We start from the raw sequence: 19,029 nt of genomic DNA, 5'->3' as shown, positions 1-19,029 counted from the left end.
GACGATATGGAAAACTTACTGGCGCTGACGCTGGCTGGAAAGACACCGGAGCGGCACGAGGGGGAAGGCCCCTCATTCCACTGGCGATGGCTGGGACCGGGCGTGCTTGAGCTGACGCCGTTGGAGGAATATGACCTGTCGCTGCTGCTCTCCACCGGCATTCACGGAAACGAAACCGCGCCCGTGGAGATTGTCGATCTGTTGCTGCGCGCGCTCTGTCGCAAGGAGATCATGCTGCACTGCCGTCTGCTGGTGGTGCTGGGAAATCCGCCTGCGCTGGCGCAAAACAAACGGTATCTCGTGAGCGACCTCAACCGCATGTTTGGGGGGCGCTGGACGCAGTTTCCAGAGAGCGATGAAACGACGCGCGCGCAATGGCTGGAGGAGGTGGTGACGACCTTTTTTGCCGGGGCGGGGGCAACGCGCTGGCACCTCGATCTGCATACGGCCATTCGCGCCTCGTATCACGTGCGTTTTGGCGTTTTACCGCAGCGAAACCAGCCCTGGGATGAAGCGTTTCTGGACTGGCTTGGCGATGCCGGGCTGGAGGCGCTGGTTTTCCACCAGACGCCGGGCGGCACGTTTACCCATTTCACCTGCGAGCGTTTTGGCGCGCTTTCCTGCACCCTGGAGCTGGGGAAAGCGCTGCCGTTCGGGCAAAACGACCTGACCCGTTTTGCTCCTACGCATCAGGCGCTGCGGGCGTTGCTCGCAGGGGTTGCGCCGGAACACGCCCGTGAACCCGTCGTGCGCTATCGGGTCGTGCAGCAGATCACGCGCCGCAGCGAGGCTTTCCATCTTCATATGGCGCCCCATACGCTGAACTTTACGCCGTTTCGACAGGGAGTCCTGCTCGCGGAAGATGGTGAGACCCGCTATGCGGTACAGCACGCCACGGAATATGTTTTATTCCCTAATCCGTCGGTCGCATTTGGTTTGCGGGCCGGCTTGATGCTGGAAAAAATGTCCTGATCGTTTCCCCTCGCGTAGACCGGAGGGGAAGTGAAGAATAAATTTCTTAGCGATAAAAGCGCTCTTGTATAGTTTGCGGAATTTTCCTGGAGTATTGCTTTATTATTAAACGGCACTTCGTTATACTTCTCCATAATCTCTTTAAAATCATCCTGTTGAATATTTTTGTTTCATCTTTCCACGCTTTTTCCTTAATTTCTCCATAATTGGCGAAAACGTGTTTTTTATACTTTCATTGTTTTACCGTTGCTCTGACTAATTGACGATAAACCCCGTAAAGTTAATCTCGTCAACACGGCATAGCGCCGAAGAATAACTGAAAGTAAGGAAAGACATTATGCGTAAATTAACTGCACTGTTTGTTGCCTCTACCCTGGCTCTGGGCGCTACCAGCATGGCGTTCGCCGCAGATACCGCGACCACTACCGCCGCGCCGGCTGAAGGCAAAATGATGATGCATCATAAAGGCAAGCCGGGTATGCATCATGAGATGATGATGTTTAAAGACCTGAACCTGACCGACGCGCAGAAGCAGCAGATCCGCGACATTATGAAAAGCCAGCGTGACCAGATGAAACATCCTCCGCTGGAAGAGCGCCGCGCGATGCATGACATCATTGCCAGCGACAGCTTCGATAAAGCAAAAGCAGAAGCGCAGATCGATAAAATGGCCGAGCAGCATAAAGCGCGCATGCTGGCCCACATGGAAACCCAGAACAAGATTTACAACATTCTGACGCCGGAACAGAAAAAGCAGTTTAATGCCAATTTTGAGAAGCGTCTGACAGAACGTGCAGCGCCGGAAGGTAAAATGCCTGCACCAGCCGAATAATCGGCTCACTCTCTTAAGACCGCCGGGCTCCTGTCTACAAAAGCGAAAACGCTGTGGACAGGACCGGCGGTTTTTCTTTTGCCCTATGCCTAAGGTCTGGCCTTACCGCTGCCGATAATATGTCTGTGAAATGCCCTGGCGCACGGTGCGTCCTTCAGGAGTGGTAATGGAATTCTTTGATATCCGTAAAATGCCCGTCAGTCTCTGGCGTAACGGCGCGGGTGAGACGCGTAAGATTTGCTGTTTCCCTCCCGCGACACGGGATTTTTCCTGGCGGGCCAGCATTGCCTCCATCGCCAGTAACGGCGAATTTTCCGCTTTTCCGGGCGTTGACCGGGTGATAACGCTGCTGGAAGGCGGCGAGGTGACGCTGGACGCGGGCAGGGCGTTTTGCCATACCCTGAAGCACCATCAGCCTTACGGCTTTGCGGGCGATCTGACGGTAAAAGCGGTGCTCACGGAGGGGCAGATGTCGATGGATTTCAACGTCATGACCCGACGGGAGCACTGCCAGGCAAAGGTGCGCGTTGCTACCCGAACGTTCACTACCTTCGCGTCACGCGGTGGGGTGGCGTTCGTGTTAAGCGGGGCCTGGCAACTGGGCGACAAGTTACTGACCGCCGATCAGGGCGCCAGCTGGGAAGCGGGCACCCATACCCTCCGATTACTGGAAACGAAAGGGTCGCTGCTGTTCAGTGAAATTACCTGGCTGCCGGGTCAGTGAGCGCGATGATCTCATATTTTCCGGTTAACAGCGGCTTACAGAGAATTTTGTAACCGTCCTGATCGAACCCGGCGGGGGTGCGTAGCAGGGCGGTGGCGTCATCCAGGCTATCGACGGCGCCAAGCCAGAGCCAGTTGCGAATGATGTGATAATGCGTCATATCCTCGCGGGTTTCTTTCAACGCCACCGCGCCTTCCCACGGCCAGCAGTTGACGCTGATCGAGGCCAGGCCCGCCATAAACCGGGCGTGATGGTCTTCAACGCTCTCTCTTCCACAGCACGCCCCGGCGCAGCGTTTCAGCGCGGAACGGAAACAGGCGCGACCGCGGGTGGTGGCTTCCAGCCCCAGCAGGCCGTAGCAAAGCTGTAATTCATCAGCCAGGGATTGCAGGGTTTGCAGTGCGGCACGTTTGTTGGCAAACAGGCCGTAAAGATTCGGTTCATGTGAAAAATCTACTTCACGGGCATACACCACCTGCGGTTTTCCCGCGTTGACCTGCAAGGAACACAGCTGGCGGTTGCGGCGCAGGCGTTTGTTAAACAGCGGCTGCTGTTCCTTGATGAGCCTGGCTTCGAGCAGAAGGGCGCCCAGTTCGCCTGCCGTCTCGATCCAGGTGATCCGCCGGGACTGCCTGAGCATCGACGCCTCGTCTGGCGTACGCAAATGCGACATCACCCGGCTGCGGATATTCACGCTTTTGCCGATATAGAGCGGCATGGTGTCGCTGTCGCCGTGGAAGAAATAGACGCCAGGCTGTTTAGGCAATGCCTCAAGCCAGGGGCGAAGATGCTCGGGATATTCGTAGATAGCCGCCGCTTCAAACTCAAGACGCGGGGCGGATTGACGCCTGCTCACATACTGCTCCATATACTGTTCAGGTATACAGTGTAGCAGGTGTTTGGTGGTTAAAAAAGAGCCGGGTGGCGGCTACGCCTCACCCGGCCTGCAACAGCGCGGAACCGTAAGCCCAGCAAGCGAAGCGCCGCTGAGCAAACATGTTGGCTATTTCTTCCAGAAGTCGTCAAACACCGTGATTGGTGGACGGCGCTTGTGCTCGGTTTTCAGATACCAGCCTTCGATAATTTTCGCGGTCCCTTCGTCGAGCGTTTTACCTTCGAGATAATCATCGATGTTGTCATAACTCACGCCCAGCGCCGCTTCATCCGGCAGGGAAGGACGATCGTCCTCCAGGTCTGCCGTTGGCGCCTTCTTATAAAGGTGTTCCGGGCAGCCCAGTGCCGCCAGCAGCTGCTTGCCCTGACGCTTGTTCAGGCGGAAGAGCGGGTTGATGTCCGTGCCGCCATCGCCGTATTTGGTGAAGAAGCCGGTAATGGCTTCCGCGGCATGGTCCGTGCCGACGACCACCCCTTTGGTCATGCCTGCGATACTGTACTGGGCCTTCATGCGCTCGCGGGCTTTCTCGTTGCCGCGAACAAAATCGCTCAGTTCAATGCCGGCTTCACGCAGGGCCTGCTCGCTTGCCAGCACCGATCCTTTGATGTTCACGGTAAGCACGCGGTCCGGCTGGATAAAGGCGATAGCATCCTGACAATCCTGCTCGTCGGCCTGCACGCCATACGGCAGACGTACGGCAATAAATTGCAGCGCGGTGTCACCGGTCTCGTCACGCAGCTCGGAGATGGCCATCTGGCTCAGCTTACCGGCCAGCGTGGAGTCCTGACCGCCGCTGATACCCAGCACCAGCGTCTTCAGGAAAGGGTGTGCAGACAGGTAAGCTTTCAAAAAATCAACGCTACGACGGATCTCTTCATTGGCATCAATCGCAGGTTTCGCGCCCAGCGCCTGAATAATTTCTTGTTGCAGAGCCATTACGCCCTCCCTATGCAGAACCAAACAGAATGTACGATCTGTTAAAACTAACCCTTTGTCGGGAAAACGACAAGGATCACAGTTTTGAGTGTACTGTTTTACAGCGATTTCGCAGCTTATCGTTGTTTTATTAGAATTTTCCGAAATTCGTCTGGCGTAACTCGCAAAGTTGAACAATAGTAATTTTTATCCCATGCTTAGTTAACACGCTGATAAACAAGAGGACGGAATATGAACAAGAACGTAGCAGGAATTTTAAGCGCAGCGGCGGTACTGACTATGCTGGCAGGGTGTACAGCTTACGATCGCACTAAAGATCAGTTCACACAGCCAGTGGTTAAAGACGTCAAAAAAGGGATGACGCGTTCCCAGGTTGCGGCCATTGCCGGTAAACCTTCTTCTGAGGTCACCATGATCCACGCGCGTGGTACCTGCCAGACCTATATTCTGGGTCAACGCGATGGTAAGGCTGAGACCTACTTTGTCGCCCTGGATGATACGGGTCACGTGATCAATTCTGGTTACCAGACCTGTGCTGAATACGACACCGACCCGCAGGCACCTAAGGCACAGTAAGCGTACTTGCCCGCGAGCGATTGAAACCGGCCTGAAGGCCGGTTTTTTTATGCATACGTAAATCTTATTTCTTGTCGCGAATTATTTGCCTGAAATGTGAAGGTAGTCAACAAGCCAGGTCAATGAGAGACAATTTTAGTCTGTCCAGAATTATCCCCTCCCTGTACCATTGCGTATACTCACTTCAACAACAAACAATGTTCAGCACACTGCCCGTCAGCCAGGATAGCGAGTCGAGTGATAGCGCGACGGCGGACAGACCAATAAGAGGGAAATTATCATGGAAAAGAAACATATCTACCTGTTCTGCTCTGCGGGCATGTCAACTTCGCTGCTGGTTTCCAAAATGCGGGCGCAGGCCGAAAAATATGAAGTCCCTGTGGTGATTGAAGCGTTCCCGGAAACGCTGGCGGGCGAAAAAGGCCAGGCGGCAGACGTTATTTTACTGGGGCCGCAAATCGCTTATATGTTGCCCGAAATTCAACGTCTTCTCCCTAATAAGCCGGTTGAAGTGATCGACTCCGGTCTGTACGGCAAGATTGATGGTTTAGGTGTATTAAAAGCTGCTGTTGCGGCGATTAAAAAAGCTGCTAATTAATTTTTTATTTTTCCCGTCAAAGAGTTATTTCACACACAATACGCCGTAATGGTTGTTGCGGCATTTAAGGGTATTTTCCTATGAGTAAAGTCATCGCTTCACTTGAAAAGGTACTCCTTCCTTTTGCTGTTAAAATAGGAAAGCAGCCTCACGTTAATGCCATTAAAAACGGCTTTATTAAATTAATGCCGTTGACGTTAGCCGGGGCAATGTTCGTTTTAATTAACAACGTTTTTCTGAGCTTTGGTGAAGGTTCCTTTTTTTATTCATTAGGAATTAGGTTAGATGCTTCCACTATTGAAACCCTTAATGGTTTAAAAGCCATTGGCGGCAACGTATACAACGGTACGTTGGGTATTATGTCGCTAATGGCGCCTTTCTTTATCGGTATGGCGCTGGCGGAAGAGCGTAAAGTGGATCCGCTGGCGGCGGGCTTACTGTCTATAGCCGCGTTTATGACCGTCACGCCGTACAGCGTGGGCGACGCTTATGCCGTAGGCGCCAACTGGCTGGGTGGGGCAAACATCATTTCCGGTATTATTATCGGGCTGGTGGTGGCCGAAATGTTCACCTTTATTATTCGCCGCAACTGGGTTATCCGCTTGCCGGATAGCGTTCCGGCCTCCGTTTCTCGTTCATTTTCCGCGTTGATTCCGGGCTTTATTATTCTCTCCATCATGGGGATTATTGCCTGGGCGCTCTCTCACTGGGGGACTAACTTCCACCAGATCATTATGGACTCTATCTCAACGCCGCTGGCGTCGATGGGTAGCGTGGTCGGTTGGGCGTACGTCATCTTTACCTCTCTGCTGTGGTTCTTCGGCGTGCATGGTTCACTGGCACTGGCGGCGCTGGACAGCGGTATTATGACCCCGTGGGCACTGGAAAACGTCGCGCTTTACCAGCAGTACGGCTCCGTTGATGCGGCGCTGGCGGCCGGTAAAACTTTCCATGTGTGGGCGAAGCCGATGCTGGACTCCTATATCTTCCTGGGCGGTACCGGGGCGACGCTGGGTCTGATCATCGCGGTCTTTATTGTCTCTCGCCGCGCTGACCATCGTCAGGTTGCGAAGCTGGCCCTGCCGTCAGGCATCTTCCAGATTAACGAGCCGATCCTGTTTGGTCTGCCGATTATCATGAACCCGGTGATGTTCATTCCTTTCATCCTGGTTCAGCCGCTGCTGGCCGCGATTACGCTGACGGCCTACTACCTGGGCATTATCCCGCCGGTGACCAACATTGCACCGTGGACGATGCCGGCCGGTCTGGGCGCGTTCTTCAACACCAACGGTAGCGTGGCCGCCTTCCTGCTGGCGCTGTTCAACCTCGGGATTGCAACCCTGCTCTACATGCCGTTCGTGGCGATTGCGAACAAAGCTGCAACGGTGATCGATGAAGAAGAGAGCGAAGAGGATATCGCCCTCGCACTGAAATTCTAAAATTGCACGGCGCGGGGCAACCCGCGCCAGCGTAAAGGAGCTGAAGATGTTAGATTTAGACAGTATCGTCGCAGAAGAAACCGCAGAGAACGATCTGGAAGAGGTGGTGATGGGTCTTATCATCAACTCCGGGCAGGCGCGCAGCCTTGCGTATGCGGCGCTTAAGCAGGCTAAGCAGGGCGATTTCGTTGCCGCGAAAACCATGATGGAGCAGTCCCGCACGGCGTTAAACGAAGCGCATCTGGTACAGACGAAGCTCATCGAAAGCGACCAGGGTGAAGGGAAGATGAAGGTGAGCCTGGTGCTGGTACATGCGCAGGATCACCTGATGACCTCCATGCTGGCGCGCGAGCTGGTAGCGGAGCTCATTGAGCTTCACGAGAAGATGCAGTAAGTCAGTTCAGGCAGCAGGAGGTCAGCACGATGGAAATCAAAACCGCACATGAGCAGCAGCTGTTTAACGGCAAGAATTTTCACGTGGTGATATACAACAAGACGGAGAGCGCCAGCGGTCTGCACCAGCACGACTACTACGAGTTCACGATTGTTCTGACCGGCCGCTATTATCAGGAGATTAACGGTAAGCGCGTCCTGCTTGAGCGCGGTGATTTCGTCTTTTTGCCGATGGGATCTTATCACCAGAGCTTTTATGAGTTTGGTGCGACGCGCATTCTGAACGTAGGGGTGAGCAGGCGTTTCTTCGAGAAGCACTATCTGCCGCTGGTCCCGTTCTGCTTTGTGGCGTCACAGGTGTATCGCGTCAAAAATGAGTTTATGACCTGGATTGAAACGGTTATTGCCTCGCTGAATTTCCGCGACAATGAATTTGATGAATTTATTGAAACCGTGACGTTCTACGTGATGAATCGCCTTCGCCATCACCGTGAAGAACAGCAGGTGGTGGATGATATTCCCCAGTGGCTGCGCAGTACCGTAGAGCTGATGCACGACAAAGGGCAGTTCAGCGATAACGCGCTGGAAAACATGGTGGCACTTTCGGGTAAATCGCAGGAATATTTAACGCGTGCCACGCAGCGCTATTACCGTAAAACGCCTGTGCAAATTATTAATGAAATCCGCATTAATTTTGCCAAAAAGCAGCTGGAAATAACGAACTACTCTGTCACCGATATCGCATACGAATCCGGTTACAGCAGCCCCAGCCTGTTTATTAAAACCTTTAAGAAACTGACTTCATTTACCCCGAACAGTTACCGCAAAAATTTAACGGTAATTAATTAATTTTCGGCGGTTTATCCGCCAGGAATATTGACGTAATGGCTTGCCCAAATAGCGGGAAGAGTACGCTATACCTTGCAGGCGATTAACCTGATACGCTAAGGGAGAAATTATGCAAAAGAAATTAAAAGTCGTAACCATTGGTGGCGGCAGCAGCTATACCCCGGAATTACTTGAAGGTTTCCTGAAACGTTATCATGAATTACCGGTCAGCGAATTATGGCTGGTGGATGTTGAAGAAGGTCAGGAGAAGCTGAATATTATTTTTGAGCTGTGCCAACGCATGGTTGAAAAGGCGGGCGTGCCCTTAACCGTGCACAAAACGCTGGATCGCCGCCTGGCGCTGAAAGATGCTGACTTCGTGACCACGCAGCTGCGCGTCGGCCAGCTAAAAGCACGTGAGCTGGATGAGCGTATTCCGCTGAGCCACGGTTATCTGGGGCAGGAAACCAACGGGGCAGGCGGCCTGTTTAAAGGTCTGCGTACCATTCCGGTTATTTTTGACATCATCAAAGACGTGGAGGAGATCTGCCCGAACGCGTGGGTGATTAACTTTACCAACCCGGCTGGAATGGTCACCGAGGCGGTTTATCGCCACACCGGTTTCAAACGCTTTATCGGCGTCTGCAATATTCCGATTGGCATGAAAATGTTCATCCGCGATGTGCTGGCACTGAACGATAACGACGAACTGTCCATTGACCTGTTCGGCCTGAACCACATGGTCTTTATCAAAGATGTGATCGTGAACGGGCAGTCGCGTTTCGCAGAACTGCTCGACGGCGTCGCCTCTGGCCGTCTGACCGCGGCCTCGGTGAAAAACATCTTCGATCTGCCGTTCAGCGAAGGGCTGATCCGCTCCCTAAACCTGTTGCCGTGCTCGTATCTGCTTTACTACTTCAAGCAGAAAGAGATGCTGGCGATTGAAATGGGCGAATACTACAAAGGCGGCGCGCGTGCTCAGGTTGTGCAGAAAGTAGAGAAGCAGCTGTTTGATTTGTACAAAGATCCGAACCTGAACGTGAAGCCGAAAGAGCTGGAGCAGCGCGGCGGGGCATACTATTCGGATGCCGCGTGTGAAGTGATCAACGCCATTTACAATGACAAGCAGGCCGAGCACTATGTGAACGTTCCGCATCATGGGCACATCGACAACATCCCGGCAGACTGGGCCGTTGAGATGACCTGCATCCTTGGACGCGACGGCGCAAAACCGCATCCCCGCATTACCCACTTCGACGATAAAGTGATGGGCCTTATTCACACCATCAAGGGCTTTGAAGTCGCGGCGAGCAATGCGGCCTTGAGCGGCGAGCTGAATGACGTGCTGCTGGCGCTGAACCTCAGCCCACTGGTGCATTCTGACCGTGACGCTGAAAAACTCGCGAGCGAGATGATCCTGGCGCATGAAAAATGGCTGCCAAACTTTGCTGCAACGGTTGAGATACTGAAGCTCACACATCGTTAAGAGGAGGTGCGATGGAAAACCTGCTGATCGTCAATGCCGATGATTTTGGCCTGTCAAAAGGGCAGAACTACGGCATTATTGAAGCCTGTCGCCGGGGCGTCGTGACCTCTACTACTGCGCTCATCAACGGTGAGGCGGTGGAACATGCGGCGCAGCTAAGCCGTGAGGTGCCCGAACTGGGCGTCGGCTTGCACTTTGTGCTGACGCTTGGGCAGCCCCTTTCACCGATGCCGGGGCTGACGCGCGACGGGCAGCTGGGTAAATGGATTTGGGAAATGGCGGAGCAGGACGCTCTGCCGCTCGATGAGATTGCCCGCGAGCTGGATTGCCAGTTTAACCGCTTTGTGGATGTGTTTGGCCGTGAGCCCACCCATATTGATAGTCACCATCATGTGCATATGATCCCGGTGATTTTCCCGCTTGTGGCAGAGTTTGCCCAACGTAAAGGCGTGGCGATGCGCCAGGATCGGGAGGTGCGCGGATTACCGGACGTCGTGGTGACGTCAACGGAGGGGTTCAGCAGCGCATTTTACGGCGACGAGATCAGCGAAGCGCTGTTCCTTAAGGTGTTGGATGATTCCGCCGTGCGGTCGCTGGAGATCATGGCGCATCCCGCCTTTATCGATAACACCGTGCGTAAGAGCGCCTACTGCTGGCCGCGTCTGGCGGAGCTGGACGTGCTGACGTCGGCGTCGCTGAAGTATGCGATTGCCGAGCGCGGATATCGTTTGGGGACGTTCAGGGATCTTTGAGTTAAAGCCCGGTGGCGGCTTCGCCTTACCGGGCCTACAAAAGCAATCGAAATGTAAGCCGGGTAAGCGCAGCGCCACCCGGTTTTTTTTACGCCGGTATCTGGTCGGTCTTGCTGCTGCGCGACCACACGCGGTGCGCGGCGAGCAGGTCAAACAGCCGGGTCATAAACGCATCGTCCACGTTATCACCTTCGACAATGCCTTCTTCCCCTTGATCCGGTACCTTCAGCAGAGATTTAAACTTCCGCGCATCGCCTGCCAGGGCGATTGGCTTCAGGTGCTTATAGGCTTCCAGCAGATAATAGGCGGCATCACCGTTGCCGAGCAGACTCTCAACGTCGCCGCACGGCATAATCACCGCGTCAACCGTCAGCGACGGTGCCCCGGCGAAGGTCGCGGCAATCGGCAGGACGGAGCCATCGTCAGCCGTCACTTCACCCATGCGCGAGTAAAGCAGTTTGGCATGTACGCCCTGGGTTTTGAGCGCCCGCATGATCCCCAGTACGTCGCTGGCGCGCGGTTTATCGTTCAGCAGGATAGCCACCACGCGGCCTTTAATCGATCCGCCAGGTACTGCGTACAGGCTCAGGGACGGATCTTTCTTCAGCCCGTTCACGTCTTTTGGCGGCGCGGCATGGCATTGCTCGTCGGTGAGCGTAATGCCGAGGTTATTCGCCACGCCCTGCGCAAGCTGGATATCGATATGTGCCAGATGGTCGACAACGCGCTCGCGAATGTAGGTGCGCACCACTTTACTCAGCTCAAAGCTGAAGCCGCCGATAATGTGCTGCTGTTCGATCGGGGTCTGGCTGTTCCAGAACAGGCGAGGGTGGGCGTAATACTCACCGAAGGACGGGCTGCGTTCGCGAATTTTTGTTCCGTCCACGCGCTCCTGGTACGACTCGAATCCGCCACGTTTTGGTCCCGGCGGCGTTTCGCGCGGCCAGTTATCGTTAATGGAGTTCGGCTCGTAGTTCGCCGGGTTGGTGTCGATATCCTGACGATGCATCCCGTCACGCTGGAAGTTATGGTAAGGGCAGGTAGGACGGTTGATCGGAATTTCGTGGAAGTTTGGTCCGCCGAGACGGCTGATCTGCGTATCGGTATAAGAGAACAGACGGCCCTGGAGCAGCGGATCGTTGGTGAAATCCAGCCCCGGCACAATATGGCCCGGGTGGAACGCAGCCTGCTCATTCTCCGCGAAGAAGTTATCCGGGTTGCGGTTAAGCACCATTTTGCCCACCAGCTGAACCGGCACCAGCTCTTCAGGAATTAGCTTGGTTGGGTCGAGCAGGTCGAAGTCGTATTTAAACTCGTCCTCTTCCGGGATCAGCTGTAACCCCAGCTCGTATTCCGGGAAATCTCCGGCTTCAATGGATTCCCACAGTTCACGACGGTGGAAGTCCGGATCGCGCCCGGTAAGCTTCTGCGCTTCATCCCACACCAGCGACGCTTTCCCCGCGACCGGTTTCCAGTGGAAGCGCACAAACGTTGCTTTGCCTTCGGCGTTAATAAGACGGAAGGTGTGAATACCAAACCCTTCCATGGTGCGATAGCTGCGCGGGATCCCCCGGTCAGACATCGCCCACATCACGTTGTGCAGCGTTTCCGGTTGCAGGGAGACGTAGTCCCAGAAAGTATCGTGCGCACTTTGTCCCTGCGGTATGGCCCAGTGTGGCTCCGGTTTTACCGCATGGACAAAGTCAGGAAACTTATGCGCATCCTGAATGAAAAACACCGGGGTGTTGTTACCGACCAGGTCGAAAATACCCTCTTCGGTATAGAATTTAGTGGCGAAGCCGCGGATATCACGCACCGTGTCAGCCGAGCCAGCGCCGCCCTGTACGGTAGAGAAGCGCACAAATACCGGTGTGATTTTGTTCGGGTCGGAAAGGAAATCCGCTTTCGTGATCTCCGTCAGGCTCTTGTACGGCTGGAAATAGCCGTGCGCCGCGGAGCCGCGAGCGTGGACGATGCGCTCAGGAATACGCTCATGGTCGAAATGGGTGATTTTTTCGCGCAGGATGAAATCTTCCAGCAGCGTCGGGCCGCGCGTTCCGGCGCGCAGGGAGTTCTGGTCATCGGCAATGCGAACGCCCTGGTTCGTGGTCAGCGCATGGCCTTCACCGCCCTTACGGTGAGGATCGAGCGATTTCAGCTTTTCGTTTTCCGTTTCCGGGGCTTTCATGCTGCCCGGGGCGGTAGGCTGTTCACCCGGTGCGGAAGGACCCGGTGAAGGTTTGTGTGAGCCGTCGGCGGGGGCAAGTGAGTCCATTCCCGGTTGAGATTCTTCAGTGCCATGAATGGGTGACTGATGTGGTTTATCATTGTTCGACATTGCACGCTTCTCCTTTGTTCATTCCTAAAAACCCTATTAAGGATAGAACAATGTTAAGAATTAGCAGGCGAACTAAGCGTTTTCAGATATTGATTAGCGAAAGGAGCCCTCTGCCTTACGTCAGGCGCGACGGGCGGGGGGAGAATCGGCTATGATAGAAATTTCCTGCTTTAAGAATTTGCTTTAGTGAATCCGTCGCTTATGAAACCTCTTCGTCAACAAAACCGCCAGGTTATTAGCTATGTACCCCGCGTTGAGCCCGCGCCGCCAGACCATGCCCTGAAGGTAGATGGTTTTCGCGATGTCTGGATGTTGCGGGGTAAATACGTTGCCTTCGTGCTGATTGGCGAGCACTTCCGTCGCTCCCCTGCGTTTACGGTGCCGGAATCGGCGCAGCGATGGGCGGTGCAGATGCGCCAGGATGAAGAGGTTGAAGAATAACAGCCATAAAAAAACCGCCCTCAGGCGGTTTTTTTATTTCGGCAGTGATTAACGATGCGCCAGTTCGGCATCTTCTTCACTGTCGAGAATCGTTTTGTCGGTCTGCTTCAGCCACTGGCTGGTCAGGGTACCGGCGGTCATTGAGCCACTCACGTTCAGCGCGGTACGACCCATGTCGATCAGCGGCTCAACAGAGATCAGCAGGGCGACCAGCGTCACCGGCAGGCCCAGCGCAGGCAGAACAATCAGCGCAGCGAAGGTCGCGCCGCCGCCCACGCCTGCAACACCGGCGGAGCTAATGGTCACGATACCAACCAGCGTCGCAATCCAGACCGGATCCAGCGGATTAATGCCGACGGTTGGGGCAACCATCACGGCCAGCATCGCCGGGTAGAGGCCCGCACAGCCGTTCTGGCCGATGGTGGCGCCAAAAGAGGCCGAGAAGCTGGCGATTGACTCCGGTACGCCCAGACGACGGGTTTGCGCTTCGACGTTCAGCGGAATAGATGCCGCGCTGGAACGGCTGGTAAAGGCGAAGGTCAGCACCGGCCAGACTTTGCGGAAATATTTCAACGGGCCAACGCCGTTCACCGCCAGCAGAATGCCGTGCACAACAAACATGATGCCCAGACCGAGGTACGAGGCAATCACAAAGCTGCCAAGCTTGATGATGTCTTGCAGGTTAGATCCTGCAACGACTTTGGTCATCAGCGCCAGGACACCGTACGGCGTCAGCTGCATGACCAGACGCACCAGCTTCATCACCCAGCTTTGCAGGGTATCAATGGCAGTCAGCACGCGCTCGCCTTTCGGCGCATCGTCCTTCAGCAGCTTCAGCGCCGCCACGCCCAGGAACGCCGCGAAGATCACCACGCTGATAATGGAGGTTGGGCTTGCACCGGTCAGGTCAGCAAACGGGTTCTTCGGAATGAAGGAGAGCACCATCTGCGGAACGGTCAGATCGGCCACTTTACCCACGTAGTTGGTCTGAATAGCCGTCAGACGCGCGGTTTCAGCGCTGCCCTGCACCAGACCTTCAGCGGTCAGGCCAAACAGATTGGTCACCAGCACACCCACCAGCGCCGCAATCAGCGTGGTGAAGAGCAGGGTACCAATGGTCAGGAAACTGATTTTACCCAGCTGAGACGCATTATGCAGACGTGCCACGGCGCTCAGGATAGAAGCGAATACCAGCGGCATGACGATCATTTGCAGCAGCTGTACATAGCCGTTACCGACAATGTTGAACCACTGAATAGAATCTTTCAGTACCGGGCTGTCGGAGCCGTAAATAGCGTGTAAGGCCAGGCCAAACACCACGCCCATAACCAGACCGACCAGCACCTTTTTGGCCAGGCTCCACTGTTTGTGGCGAGCCTGGGCGAGAAGCAATAGCAATACGACGAACACAACAATGTTCGCGATGAGTGGAAAATTCATCCCCGTTCTCCTGATTTATTATTCGGTCGGTTTTTACCGAACCTGTTGGCGCAAGGTTATCAGAAGTGTGATGTGGCGCTTATATCCATATGGAATGGTTTATTACAAAAGTGATTATATTGTCGGTTTAATGTTCAATCTGGTGATTAATAAAACGATTGAACTGAAATTGCAGCGAGTTGATCATCTGCGACGACCAGCGCACTGCACCATTTTCGGGCAGCGTCTGCGGCATCCAGACGGCATACGCAAACAGCGCCATGCACAGCACGCGCTCCAGCTGGTTGCCCTTTTGCGGCACGAGGATCGGCAGGCGAAAACGCCAGCGGCAGGGCCAGAGCAGCGGAACGCCCGCTGGCGTCAGCATATCCGCCAGAATATGGCTCAAGTAACCAAGCACCATGCCCTGAATGGCATCCGCCGGGATTATCCAGCTCTCAGGAACCTTCAGATAAAAGAGGGTTAACAGGCCAAACACGGCCAGCAGGCTGTGGGTGAACCCGCGATGACCAAAGGCTCTGGCGATGGGTTTTGAAATCCACTTCAGCCGTTGGCCGAGGAAGGATTTGGGATGGTCGATGTCCGGCAACAGGCAGGTCAGTACGGCAGAAGGGACAATATGCCACCAGTCCCCCTGTGCCAGCACAGGGGTCAGTTCAGCGTTTTTAGCAAACACTGCACAGGCAAGTGAAAAAAGCAGGTGGCCTTCCGCCGTCATGATAAAACCCGGTAAACTGTCAATTCATACAGTATAGGGTTTTTATACAGTGTGCGAAAGAGGTTACGGTGTAACTCTTTGTCACAAACGCGCAGTTAGCGCGCCAGCCAGCCGCCGTCTACGGCGAGGGTATGGCCGTTGACGTAATCAGAGGCTCCTGAGGCCAGAAACACCACCGGCCCCTGTAAATCCTCCGGCAGTCCCCAGCGTCCCGCCGGAATACGCTCGAGGATCGCCTGGCTGCGTTGCTCATCATCACGTAACTGTTGGGTGTTATTTGTCGCCATATAACCCGGCGCGATAGCGTTCACGTTAATGCCCAGCGGCGCCCATTCGTTTGCCAGCAGGCGGGTGAGCCCGAGGACGCCGCTTTTCGAGGCCGTATAAGAGGGCACCCGAATGCCGCCCTGAAAGGAGAGCATGGAGGCAATGTTAATGATTTTTCCGCCCTGACCCTGATCGATAAACCGTTTGGCCACCGCCTGCGAGAGGAAAAAGACCGATTTCAGGTTCAGATCGATGACTTCGTCCCAGTCTTTTTCGCTGAATTCCAGTGCATCGCACCGACGAATGGTGCCGGCATTGTTAACCAGAATATCGATGCGTCCCATCTCTTTAACAGCGGTATCCACGACGCTCTGAATGTTCTCATGCTTGCCGAGATCGGCGCGAATGGCGATAAAGCGTCGTCCCAGCGCCGTGACGCGCGCTGCCGTTTCGTCAGGAACCTTGCGGTTAACACCCACGATATCGCATCCTGCCTCGGCGAGGGCAATGGCCATGCCCTGGCCCAGGCCGGTATCGCACCCGGTCACCATCGCCACTTTTCCTGCCAGAGTAAAAGCATCCAGTATCATACGCGCCTCATAAGTCAGGTTATTGTCATTCTGCACGTAAGGATAGGAGCCTGGAATGAGAAAAGCAAATAAAGTAAAACGATGTTTTAATTTTGTGGTGCAGGCAGCCGAAGCTGCCTGAAAAGAGGGTCACTCTCCGCGCAGATGGCGGACAGTCAGTTCTTCAAGAGACGTCAGCCTGACATCCGCGAGGGCAAAACGGGGGTCGTGTCGGCCTTCTTCAGCAGGCACAACGATGGAGCGCATACGTGCGGCTTTGGACGCCACCATGCCGTTAACGGAATCTTCCAGCGCCACGCAGGTGAGCGGATCCAGCCCCAGTTTCGCGGCGCAGTCCATATACACCTGCGGGTGCGGCTTGCTGTAAGGCAGCTTTTCGGCCGAGGCCAGCGCGTCGAAGCTGTCGCGCAGCCCAAACATCGTCAGCACTTTTTCCAGCATATGCAGAGGTGAGGCGGAGGCCAGCCCCACTTTCAGTCCTTGCGCCTTACACAGGGCGATAGCGTCATGGACTCCCGGTAACAGTGGCTTATATTCTTCAACCAGGGAGATAGCGCGGTTGATAATGCGCGCCGTGACTTCGTCGCGATCCGGTCCAACCCATGGCTGGTGGGCATACCAAAGATCGACCACCATATCGATACGCAGCCCCAGGGTATCGGGGAGTTCGTTACGACGACTGATATCGACGCCGAGGCTGGCCATCACGTCCAGTTCAGCCCGATCCCACAGGGGTTCGGAATCAATCAGCAATCCATCCATGTCAAAAATAGCGGCAAGTATCTGGCGCGGTGTCGACATTACAACTTCTCCTTATCTTAGAGGTAAGACGAACGGTGCTAAGCACAAGCAATTTAGCATATCGCATCCAAAGATCGGGCGAAAATGACCGACAGCAGGTAGACTTAGGCACAAATAACGCGTCTTTATTAAGAGGAACTGATGACGTATCAACAAGCTGGACGCATTGCGATCTTAAAACGTATTGCTGGTTGGGTTATTTTCATTCCCGCCCTGATTTCAACGCTGATTTCCGTACTCAAATTTATGTACGATCACAGCGAAAAACAGCCGGGCATCAATGCCGTCATGCTTGATTTTGCCCACGTAATGATTGAGATGATGCGGTTTAATACCCCGTTCCTGAACGTGTTCTGGTTTAACTCGCCCACGCCGGATTTTCACCACCAGCTTAACGTTGGCTTCTGGATAATCTATGCGCTGATCTTTATCGCAATGGCGTTGCAGGCCTCCGGCGCACGCATGAGTCGCCAGACCCGCTTTTTACGTGAAGGGGTTGAAGACCAGATGATCCTTGAGAAGGCGAAAGGGCCTGAGGGAATGACCCGCGAGCAGATCGAATCGCGCATTGTCGTTCCGCGCCATACTATCTTTGTGCAGTTTTTCCCGCTCTACGTTCTGCCGGTCATTATCATTGTGGCCGGATATTTCTTCTTTACGCTGCTCGGCTTCCTGTAAATGCTGAAGGGGGCGTGTTGCGCCCCCCTTACGTTATGCCGCCAAAATGCGGTCCAGCGCACGCTGGGCGTTGACCAGATGGTTTCCGCCAAACAGGATGGCCCGGTTGAGCAGGGTGTATAGCTGATACACCGGCTGGCGTTCGAGAAAGTCAGGTGGCAGAGGCGAGACCGACTGGTAGCCATCATAAATTTGTGGCGGCTGTTCAGGGTGCAGCGGCAGCATCGCGAGATCGCACTCTCTGTCGCCCCAGTAGCAGGCCGGGTCAAATATATAAGGTCCATCAGGCCCAAGCGCACAGTTATCCGACCATAAATCCCCGTGCAACAGTGAAGCCTGAGGCTGATGCGAGGCCAGGCGCTGCTGGACGTGTTCAACAATTGCATCGATGTTGCCGAACGCCAGCCCCTTTTCAGCGGCCAGCTCCAGCTGCCAGCCGATTCGCTGCTCGGCGAAAAATGTCGACCAGCGACGCTGCCACGCGTTTGGCTGCGGCGTGGTGGAGAGGTCGTTATCAAAATCGAGCCCGAACTGAGGCTGATCGCTCCACTGATGCAGGCGGGCAATCTGTTGACCAAGGATAAAGGCGTTGTGGGCATCCAGAGGGCGCGCGGGGAGATAATTCATCACCAGAAAGCTGTAGTCGCGATCGCTGCCGACGGCTAAAACCTGCGGAACGGTGACGGTTTTACTGCGCGATAACAGCTCAAGCTGATCGGCTTCGGCAGTAAAAATGGGAAGCAATTCGCGTTCATCACATTTCACGAAAAGATCGCGCCCGGCGTAGCGTAAATGCCATGCGGCATGGATCTCTCCGCCTGGCAGTTCGTTACGCAGTTCAATTTCACCTTCACCCAGCTGCTCACTTAAAAGATGACTGATAGCCTGCCACATGATGTCTCTCCCATGTTGTCTGCCAGATCATAAAGTTAGCGCAAAACGGCAATAAAAAAACAGGAACTAACGCACAACTGAGCGGTTTAATTTTATACAGGGCACTTATTGTTCTTTTTTGTGCCAGTTTTCCCAGCTATCCACGTCAATTTCTGTTGCTTTGTCAGTCACGCTTTCCACCAGGCTGCTGGCGAGCGCCTTGACCTCTTCCTGACTGAGCGGGCTAATCAGGCCAAAGGCCAGCGAGCCGAGGTCGTGGATATTGCCTTCATCGTCGGTCAGCGTGAGCAGAAAATTTGCCCGCGTGAAAGCGTTGTTAAGTTCATTCAGCTCGGTCAGCGACGCCTCATGAATATTGACGGTTACGACGTAGCGGGTGATATCACCACTGCTCATAATGCACCTCGTTGTTATCCTGAAAGTTTTCTTAG

20 protein-coding genes and 1 pseudogene are annotated in these 19,029 nt (G+C 54.5%); 12 read left to right on the top strand and 9 right to left on the bottom strand.

Annotated elements, in window-relative coordinates:
- The first annotated feature begins 6 nt into the window (after positions 1 to 6).
- The 3 genes from astE to ves all read left to right on the top strand — a co-directional run bounded on the left by astE (position 7) and on the right by ves (position 2,528).
- Positions 7 to 972 carry a succinylglutamate desuccinylase gene (astE, locus tag IM267_RS04535; RefSeq protein WP_193032898.1) on the top strand — a complete coding sequence of 322 codons (966 nt, stop codon included), beginning with the start codon at positions 7 to 9 and terminating at the stop codon, positions 970 to 972.
- A gap of 337 nt (positions 973 to 1,309) precedes the next feature.
- Positions 1,310 to 1,804 (top strand): ATP-independent periplasmic protein-refolding chaperone Spy, encoded by a 495-nt coding sequence (gene spy / locus IM267_RS04530; RefSeq protein ID WP_193032897.1) that lies wholly within the window; start codon positions 1,310 to 1,312, stop codon positions 1,802 to 1,804.
- Positions 1,805 to 1,970: 166 nt separating this feature from the next.
- On the top strand, positions 1,971 to 2,528 hold the full coding sequence (gene ves, locus IM267_RS04525) for an environmental stress-induced protein Ves (protein WP_193032896.1): 558 nt from the start codon (positions 1,971 to 1,973) through the stop codon (positions 2,526 to 2,528).
- Here the strand turns inward: ves and cho are convergent.
- Entirely contained in the window at positions 2,506 to 3,384 is an 879-nt protein-coding gene (cho, locus tag IM267_RS04520; protein ID WP_197711252.1) for an excinuclease Cho, read from the bottom strand. The genes ves and cho overlap by 23 nt on opposite strands.
- A gap of 147 nt (positions 3,385 to 3,531) precedes the next feature.
- Entirely contained in the window at positions 3,532 to 4,359 is an 828-nt protein-coding gene (nadE, locus tag IM267_RS04515) for an ammonia-dependent NAD(+) synthetase (RefSeq protein ID WP_193032895.1), read from the bottom strand.
- A gap of 231 nt (positions 4,360 to 4,590) precedes the next feature.
- Between nadE and osmE the strand changes: the two genes are divergently transcribed.
- The 7 genes and pseudogenes from osmE to chbG all read left to right on the top strand — a co-directional run bounded on the left by osmE (position 4,591) and on the right by chbG (position 10,431).
- Positions 4,591 to 4,935, top strand: a complete 345-nt coding sequence (gene osmE, locus IM267_RS04510; RefSeq protein WP_003857836.1) for an osmotically-inducible lipoprotein OsmE — start codon at positions 4,591 to 4,593, stop codon at positions 4,933 to 4,935.
- A gap of 274 nt (positions 4,936 to 5,209) precedes the next feature.
- Entirely contained in the window at positions 5,210 to 5,533 is a 324-nt protein-coding gene (gene chbB, locus IM267_RS04505; protein ID WP_258004020.1) for a PTS N,N'-diacetylchitobiose transporter subunit IIB, read from the top strand.
- An 80-nt stretch (positions 5,534 to 5,613) separates the two neighbouring features.
- Positions 5,614 to 6,972, top strand: coding sequence for a PTS N,N'-diacetylchitobiose transporter subunit IIC (gene chbC / locus IM267_RS04500; protein WP_063448993.1), 1,359 nt, complete (start codon positions 5,614 to 5,616; stop codon positions 6,970 to 6,972).
- A gap of 46 nt (positions 6,973 to 7,018) precedes the next feature.
- Positions 7,019 to 7,366: a PTS N,N'-diacetylchitobiose transporter subunit IIA gene (gene chbA / locus IM267_RS04495; RefSeq protein ID WP_063448992.1), complete on the top strand. Its 348-nt coding sequence runs from the start codon at positions 7,019 to 7,021 to the stop codon at positions 7,364 to 7,366.
- Between the two features lie 11 nt (positions 7,367 to 7,377).
- Positions 7,378 to 8,214, top strand: a pseudogene (chbR, locus tag IM267_RS04490) (transcriptional regulator ChbR); the annotation flags it as partial.
- 109 nt (positions 8,215 to 8,323) lie between these two features.
- Positions 8,324 to 9,679, top strand: a complete 1,356-nt coding sequence (locus IM267_RS04485; RefSeq protein ID WP_193032894.1) for a 6-phospho-beta-glucosidase — start codon at positions 8,324 to 8,326, stop codon at positions 9,677 to 9,679.
- An 11-nt stretch (positions 9,680 to 9,690) separates the two neighbouring features.
- Positions 9,691 to 10,431 carry a chitin disaccharide deacetylase gene (chbG, locus tag IM267_RS04480; protein ID WP_193032893.1) on the top strand — a complete coding sequence of 247 codons (741 nt, stop codon included), beginning with the start codon at positions 9,691 to 9,693 and terminating at the stop codon, positions 10,429 to 10,431.
- A gap of 88 nt (positions 10,432 to 10,519) precedes the next feature.
- Here the strand turns inward: chbG and katE are convergent, their stop codons facing one another.
- Positions 10,520 to 12,769 (bottom strand): catalase HPII, encoded by a 2,250-nt coding sequence (katE, locus tag IM267_RS04475; RefSeq protein WP_063866458.1) that lies wholly within the window; start codon positions 12,767 to 12,769, stop codon positions 10,520 to 10,522.
- A 201-nt stretch (positions 12,770 to 12,970) separates the two neighbouring features.
- Between katE and cedA the strand changes: the two genes are divergently transcribed.
- Entirely contained in the window at positions 12,971 to 13,210 is a 240-nt protein-coding gene (gene cedA / locus IM267_RS04470) for a cell division activator CedA (RefSeq protein WP_063866459.1), read from the top strand.
- A gap of 48 nt (positions 13,211 to 13,258) precedes the next feature.
- Here the strand turns inward: cedA and tcyP are convergent, their stop codons facing one another.
- The 4 genes from tcyP to hxpB form a co-directional block, all read right to left on the bottom strand.
- Positions 13,259 to 14,650, bottom strand: a complete 1,392-nt coding sequence (gene tcyP / locus IM267_RS04465; protein ID WP_063866461.1) for a cystine/sulfocysteine:cation symporter — start codon at positions 14,648 to 14,650, stop codon at positions 13,259 to 13,261.
- A 127-nt stretch (positions 14,651 to 14,777) separates the two neighbouring features.
- Positions 14,778 to 15,368, bottom strand: a complete 591-nt coding sequence (locus tag IM267_RS04460; RefSeq protein ID WP_193032892.1) for a metal-dependent hydrolase — start codon at positions 15,366 to 15,368, stop codon at positions 14,778 to 14,780.
- Positions 15,369 to 15,463: 95 nt separating this feature from the next.
- A complete protein-coding gene (gene kduD, locus IM267_RS04455) occupies positions 15,464 to 16,225 on the bottom strand; it encodes a 2-dehydro-3-deoxy-D-gluconate 5-dehydrogenase KduD (protein ID WP_063449450.1) in 762 nt (253 codons plus the stop codon).
- Positions 16,226 to 16,354: 129 nt separating this feature from the next.
- Positions 16,355 to 17,026 (bottom strand): hexitol phosphatase HxpB, encoded by a 672-nt coding sequence (gene hxpB / locus IM267_RS04450; protein ID WP_193032891.1) that lies wholly within the window; start codon positions 17,024 to 17,026, stop codon positions 16,355 to 16,357.
- A 141-nt stretch (positions 17,027 to 17,167) separates the two neighbouring features.
- On the opposite strand from hxpB, the gene IM267_RS04445 reads away from it, so the two are divergent.
- Positions 17,168 to 17,704: a YniB family protein gene (locus IM267_RS04445; protein ID WP_063866463.1), complete on the top strand. Its 537-nt coding sequence runs from the start codon at positions 17,168 to 17,170 to the stop codon at positions 17,702 to 17,704.
- 33 nt (positions 17,705 to 17,737) lie between these two features.
- Here the strand turns inward: IM267_RS04445 and IM267_RS04440 are convergent, their stop codons facing one another.
- Both IM267_RS04440 and ghoS read right to left on the bottom strand, forming a co-directional pair.
- Positions 17,738 to 18,598: a fructosamine kinase family protein gene (locus IM267_RS04440; protein WP_063448983.1), complete on the bottom strand. Its 861-nt coding sequence runs from the start codon at positions 18,596 to 18,598 to the stop codon at positions 17,738 to 17,740.
- Between the two features lie 105 nt (positions 18,599 to 18,703).
- Positions 18,704 to 18,994: a type V toxin-antitoxin system endoribonuclease antitoxin GhoS gene (ghoS, locus tag IM267_RS04435; RefSeq protein ID WP_003857822.1), complete on the bottom strand. Its 291-nt coding sequence runs from the start codon at positions 18,992 to 18,994 to the stop codon at positions 18,704 to 18,706.
- Between the last annotated feature and the right edge of the window lie 35 nt (positions 18,995 to 19,029).

This window comes from Enterobacter cloacae complex sp. P15RS, assembly GCF_014895905.1.
In the GTDB taxonomy this organism is placed as follows: Bacteria; Pseudomonadota; Gammaproteobacteria; order Enterobacterales; family Enterobacteriaceae; genus Enterobacter; species Enterobacter quasihormaechei.
This window is presented reverse-complemented; position numbering and strand designations above follow the sequence as displayed.

Excerpts from the sequence above, each read along its gene's own strand:
- IM267_RS04485 (WP_193032894.1), top strand. The coding sequence starts at position 8,324 with ATGCAAAAGAAATTAAAAGTCGTAACCATTGGTGGCGGCAGCAGCTAT.
- chbG (WP_193032893.1), top strand. The coding sequence starts at position 9,691 with ATGGAAAACCTGCTGATCGTCAATGCCGATGATTTTGGCCTGTCAAAA.
- chbC (WP_063448993.1), top strand. The coding sequence starts at position 5,614 with ATGAGTAAAGTCATCGCTTCACTTGAAAAGGTACTCCTTCCTTTTGCT.
- ves (WP_193032896.1), top strand. The coding sequence starts at position 1,971 with ATGGAATTCTTTGATATCCGTAAAATGCCCGTCAGTCTCTGGCGTAAC.
- nadE (WP_193032895.1), bottom strand. The coding sequence starts at position 4,359 with ATGGCTCTGCAACAAGAAATTATTCAGGCGCTGGGCGCGAAACCTGCG.
- chbA (WP_063448992.1), top strand. The coding sequence starts at position 7,019 with ATGTTAGATTTAGACAGTATCGTCGCAGAAGAAACCGCAGAGAACGAT.
- astE (WP_193032898.1), top strand. The coding sequence starts at position 7 with ATGGAAAACTTACTGGCGCTGACGCTGGCTGGAAAGACACCGGAGCGG.
- osmE (WP_003857836.1), top strand. The coding sequence starts at position 4,591 with ATGAACAAGAACGTAGCAGGAATTTTAAGCGCAGCGGCGGTACTGACT.
- spy (WP_193032897.1), top strand. The coding sequence starts at position 1,310 with ATGCGTAAATTAACTGCACTGTTTGTTGCCTCTACCCTGGCTCTGGGC.
- katE (WP_063866458.1), bottom strand. The coding sequence starts at position 12,769 with ATGTCGAACAATGATAAACCACATCAGTCACCCATTCATGGCACTGAA.
- kduD (WP_063449450.1), bottom strand. The coding sequence starts at position 16,225 with ATGATACTGGATGCTTTTACTCTGGCAGGAAAAGTGGCGATGGTGACC.
- hxpB (WP_193032891.1), bottom strand. The coding sequence starts at position 17,026 with ATGTCGACACCGCGCCAGATACTTGCCGCTATTTTTGACATGGATGGA.
- IM267_RS04440 (WP_063448983.1), bottom strand. The coding sequence starts at position 18,598 with ATGTGGCAGGCTATCAGTCATCTTTTAAGTGAGCAGCTGGGTGAAGGT.
- IM267_RS04460 (WP_193032892.1), bottom strand. The coding sequence starts at position 15,368 with ATGACGGCGGAAGGCCACCTGCTTTTTTCACTTGCCTGTGCAGTGTTT.
- ghoS (WP_003857822.1), bottom strand. The coding sequence starts at position 18,994 with ATGAGCAGTGGTGATATCACCCGCTACGTCGTAACCGTCAATATTCAT.
- cedA (WP_063866459.1), top strand. The coding sequence starts at position 12,971 with ATGAAACCTCTTCGTCAACAAAACCGCCAGGTTATTAGCTATGTACCC.
- IM267_RS04445 (WP_063866463.1), top strand. The coding sequence starts at position 17,168 with ATGACGTATCAACAAGCTGGACGCATTGCGATCTTAAAACGTATTGCT.
- tcyP (WP_063866461.1), bottom strand. The coding sequence starts at position 14,650 with ATGAATTTTCCACTCATCGCGAACATTGTTGTGTTCGTCGTATTGCTA.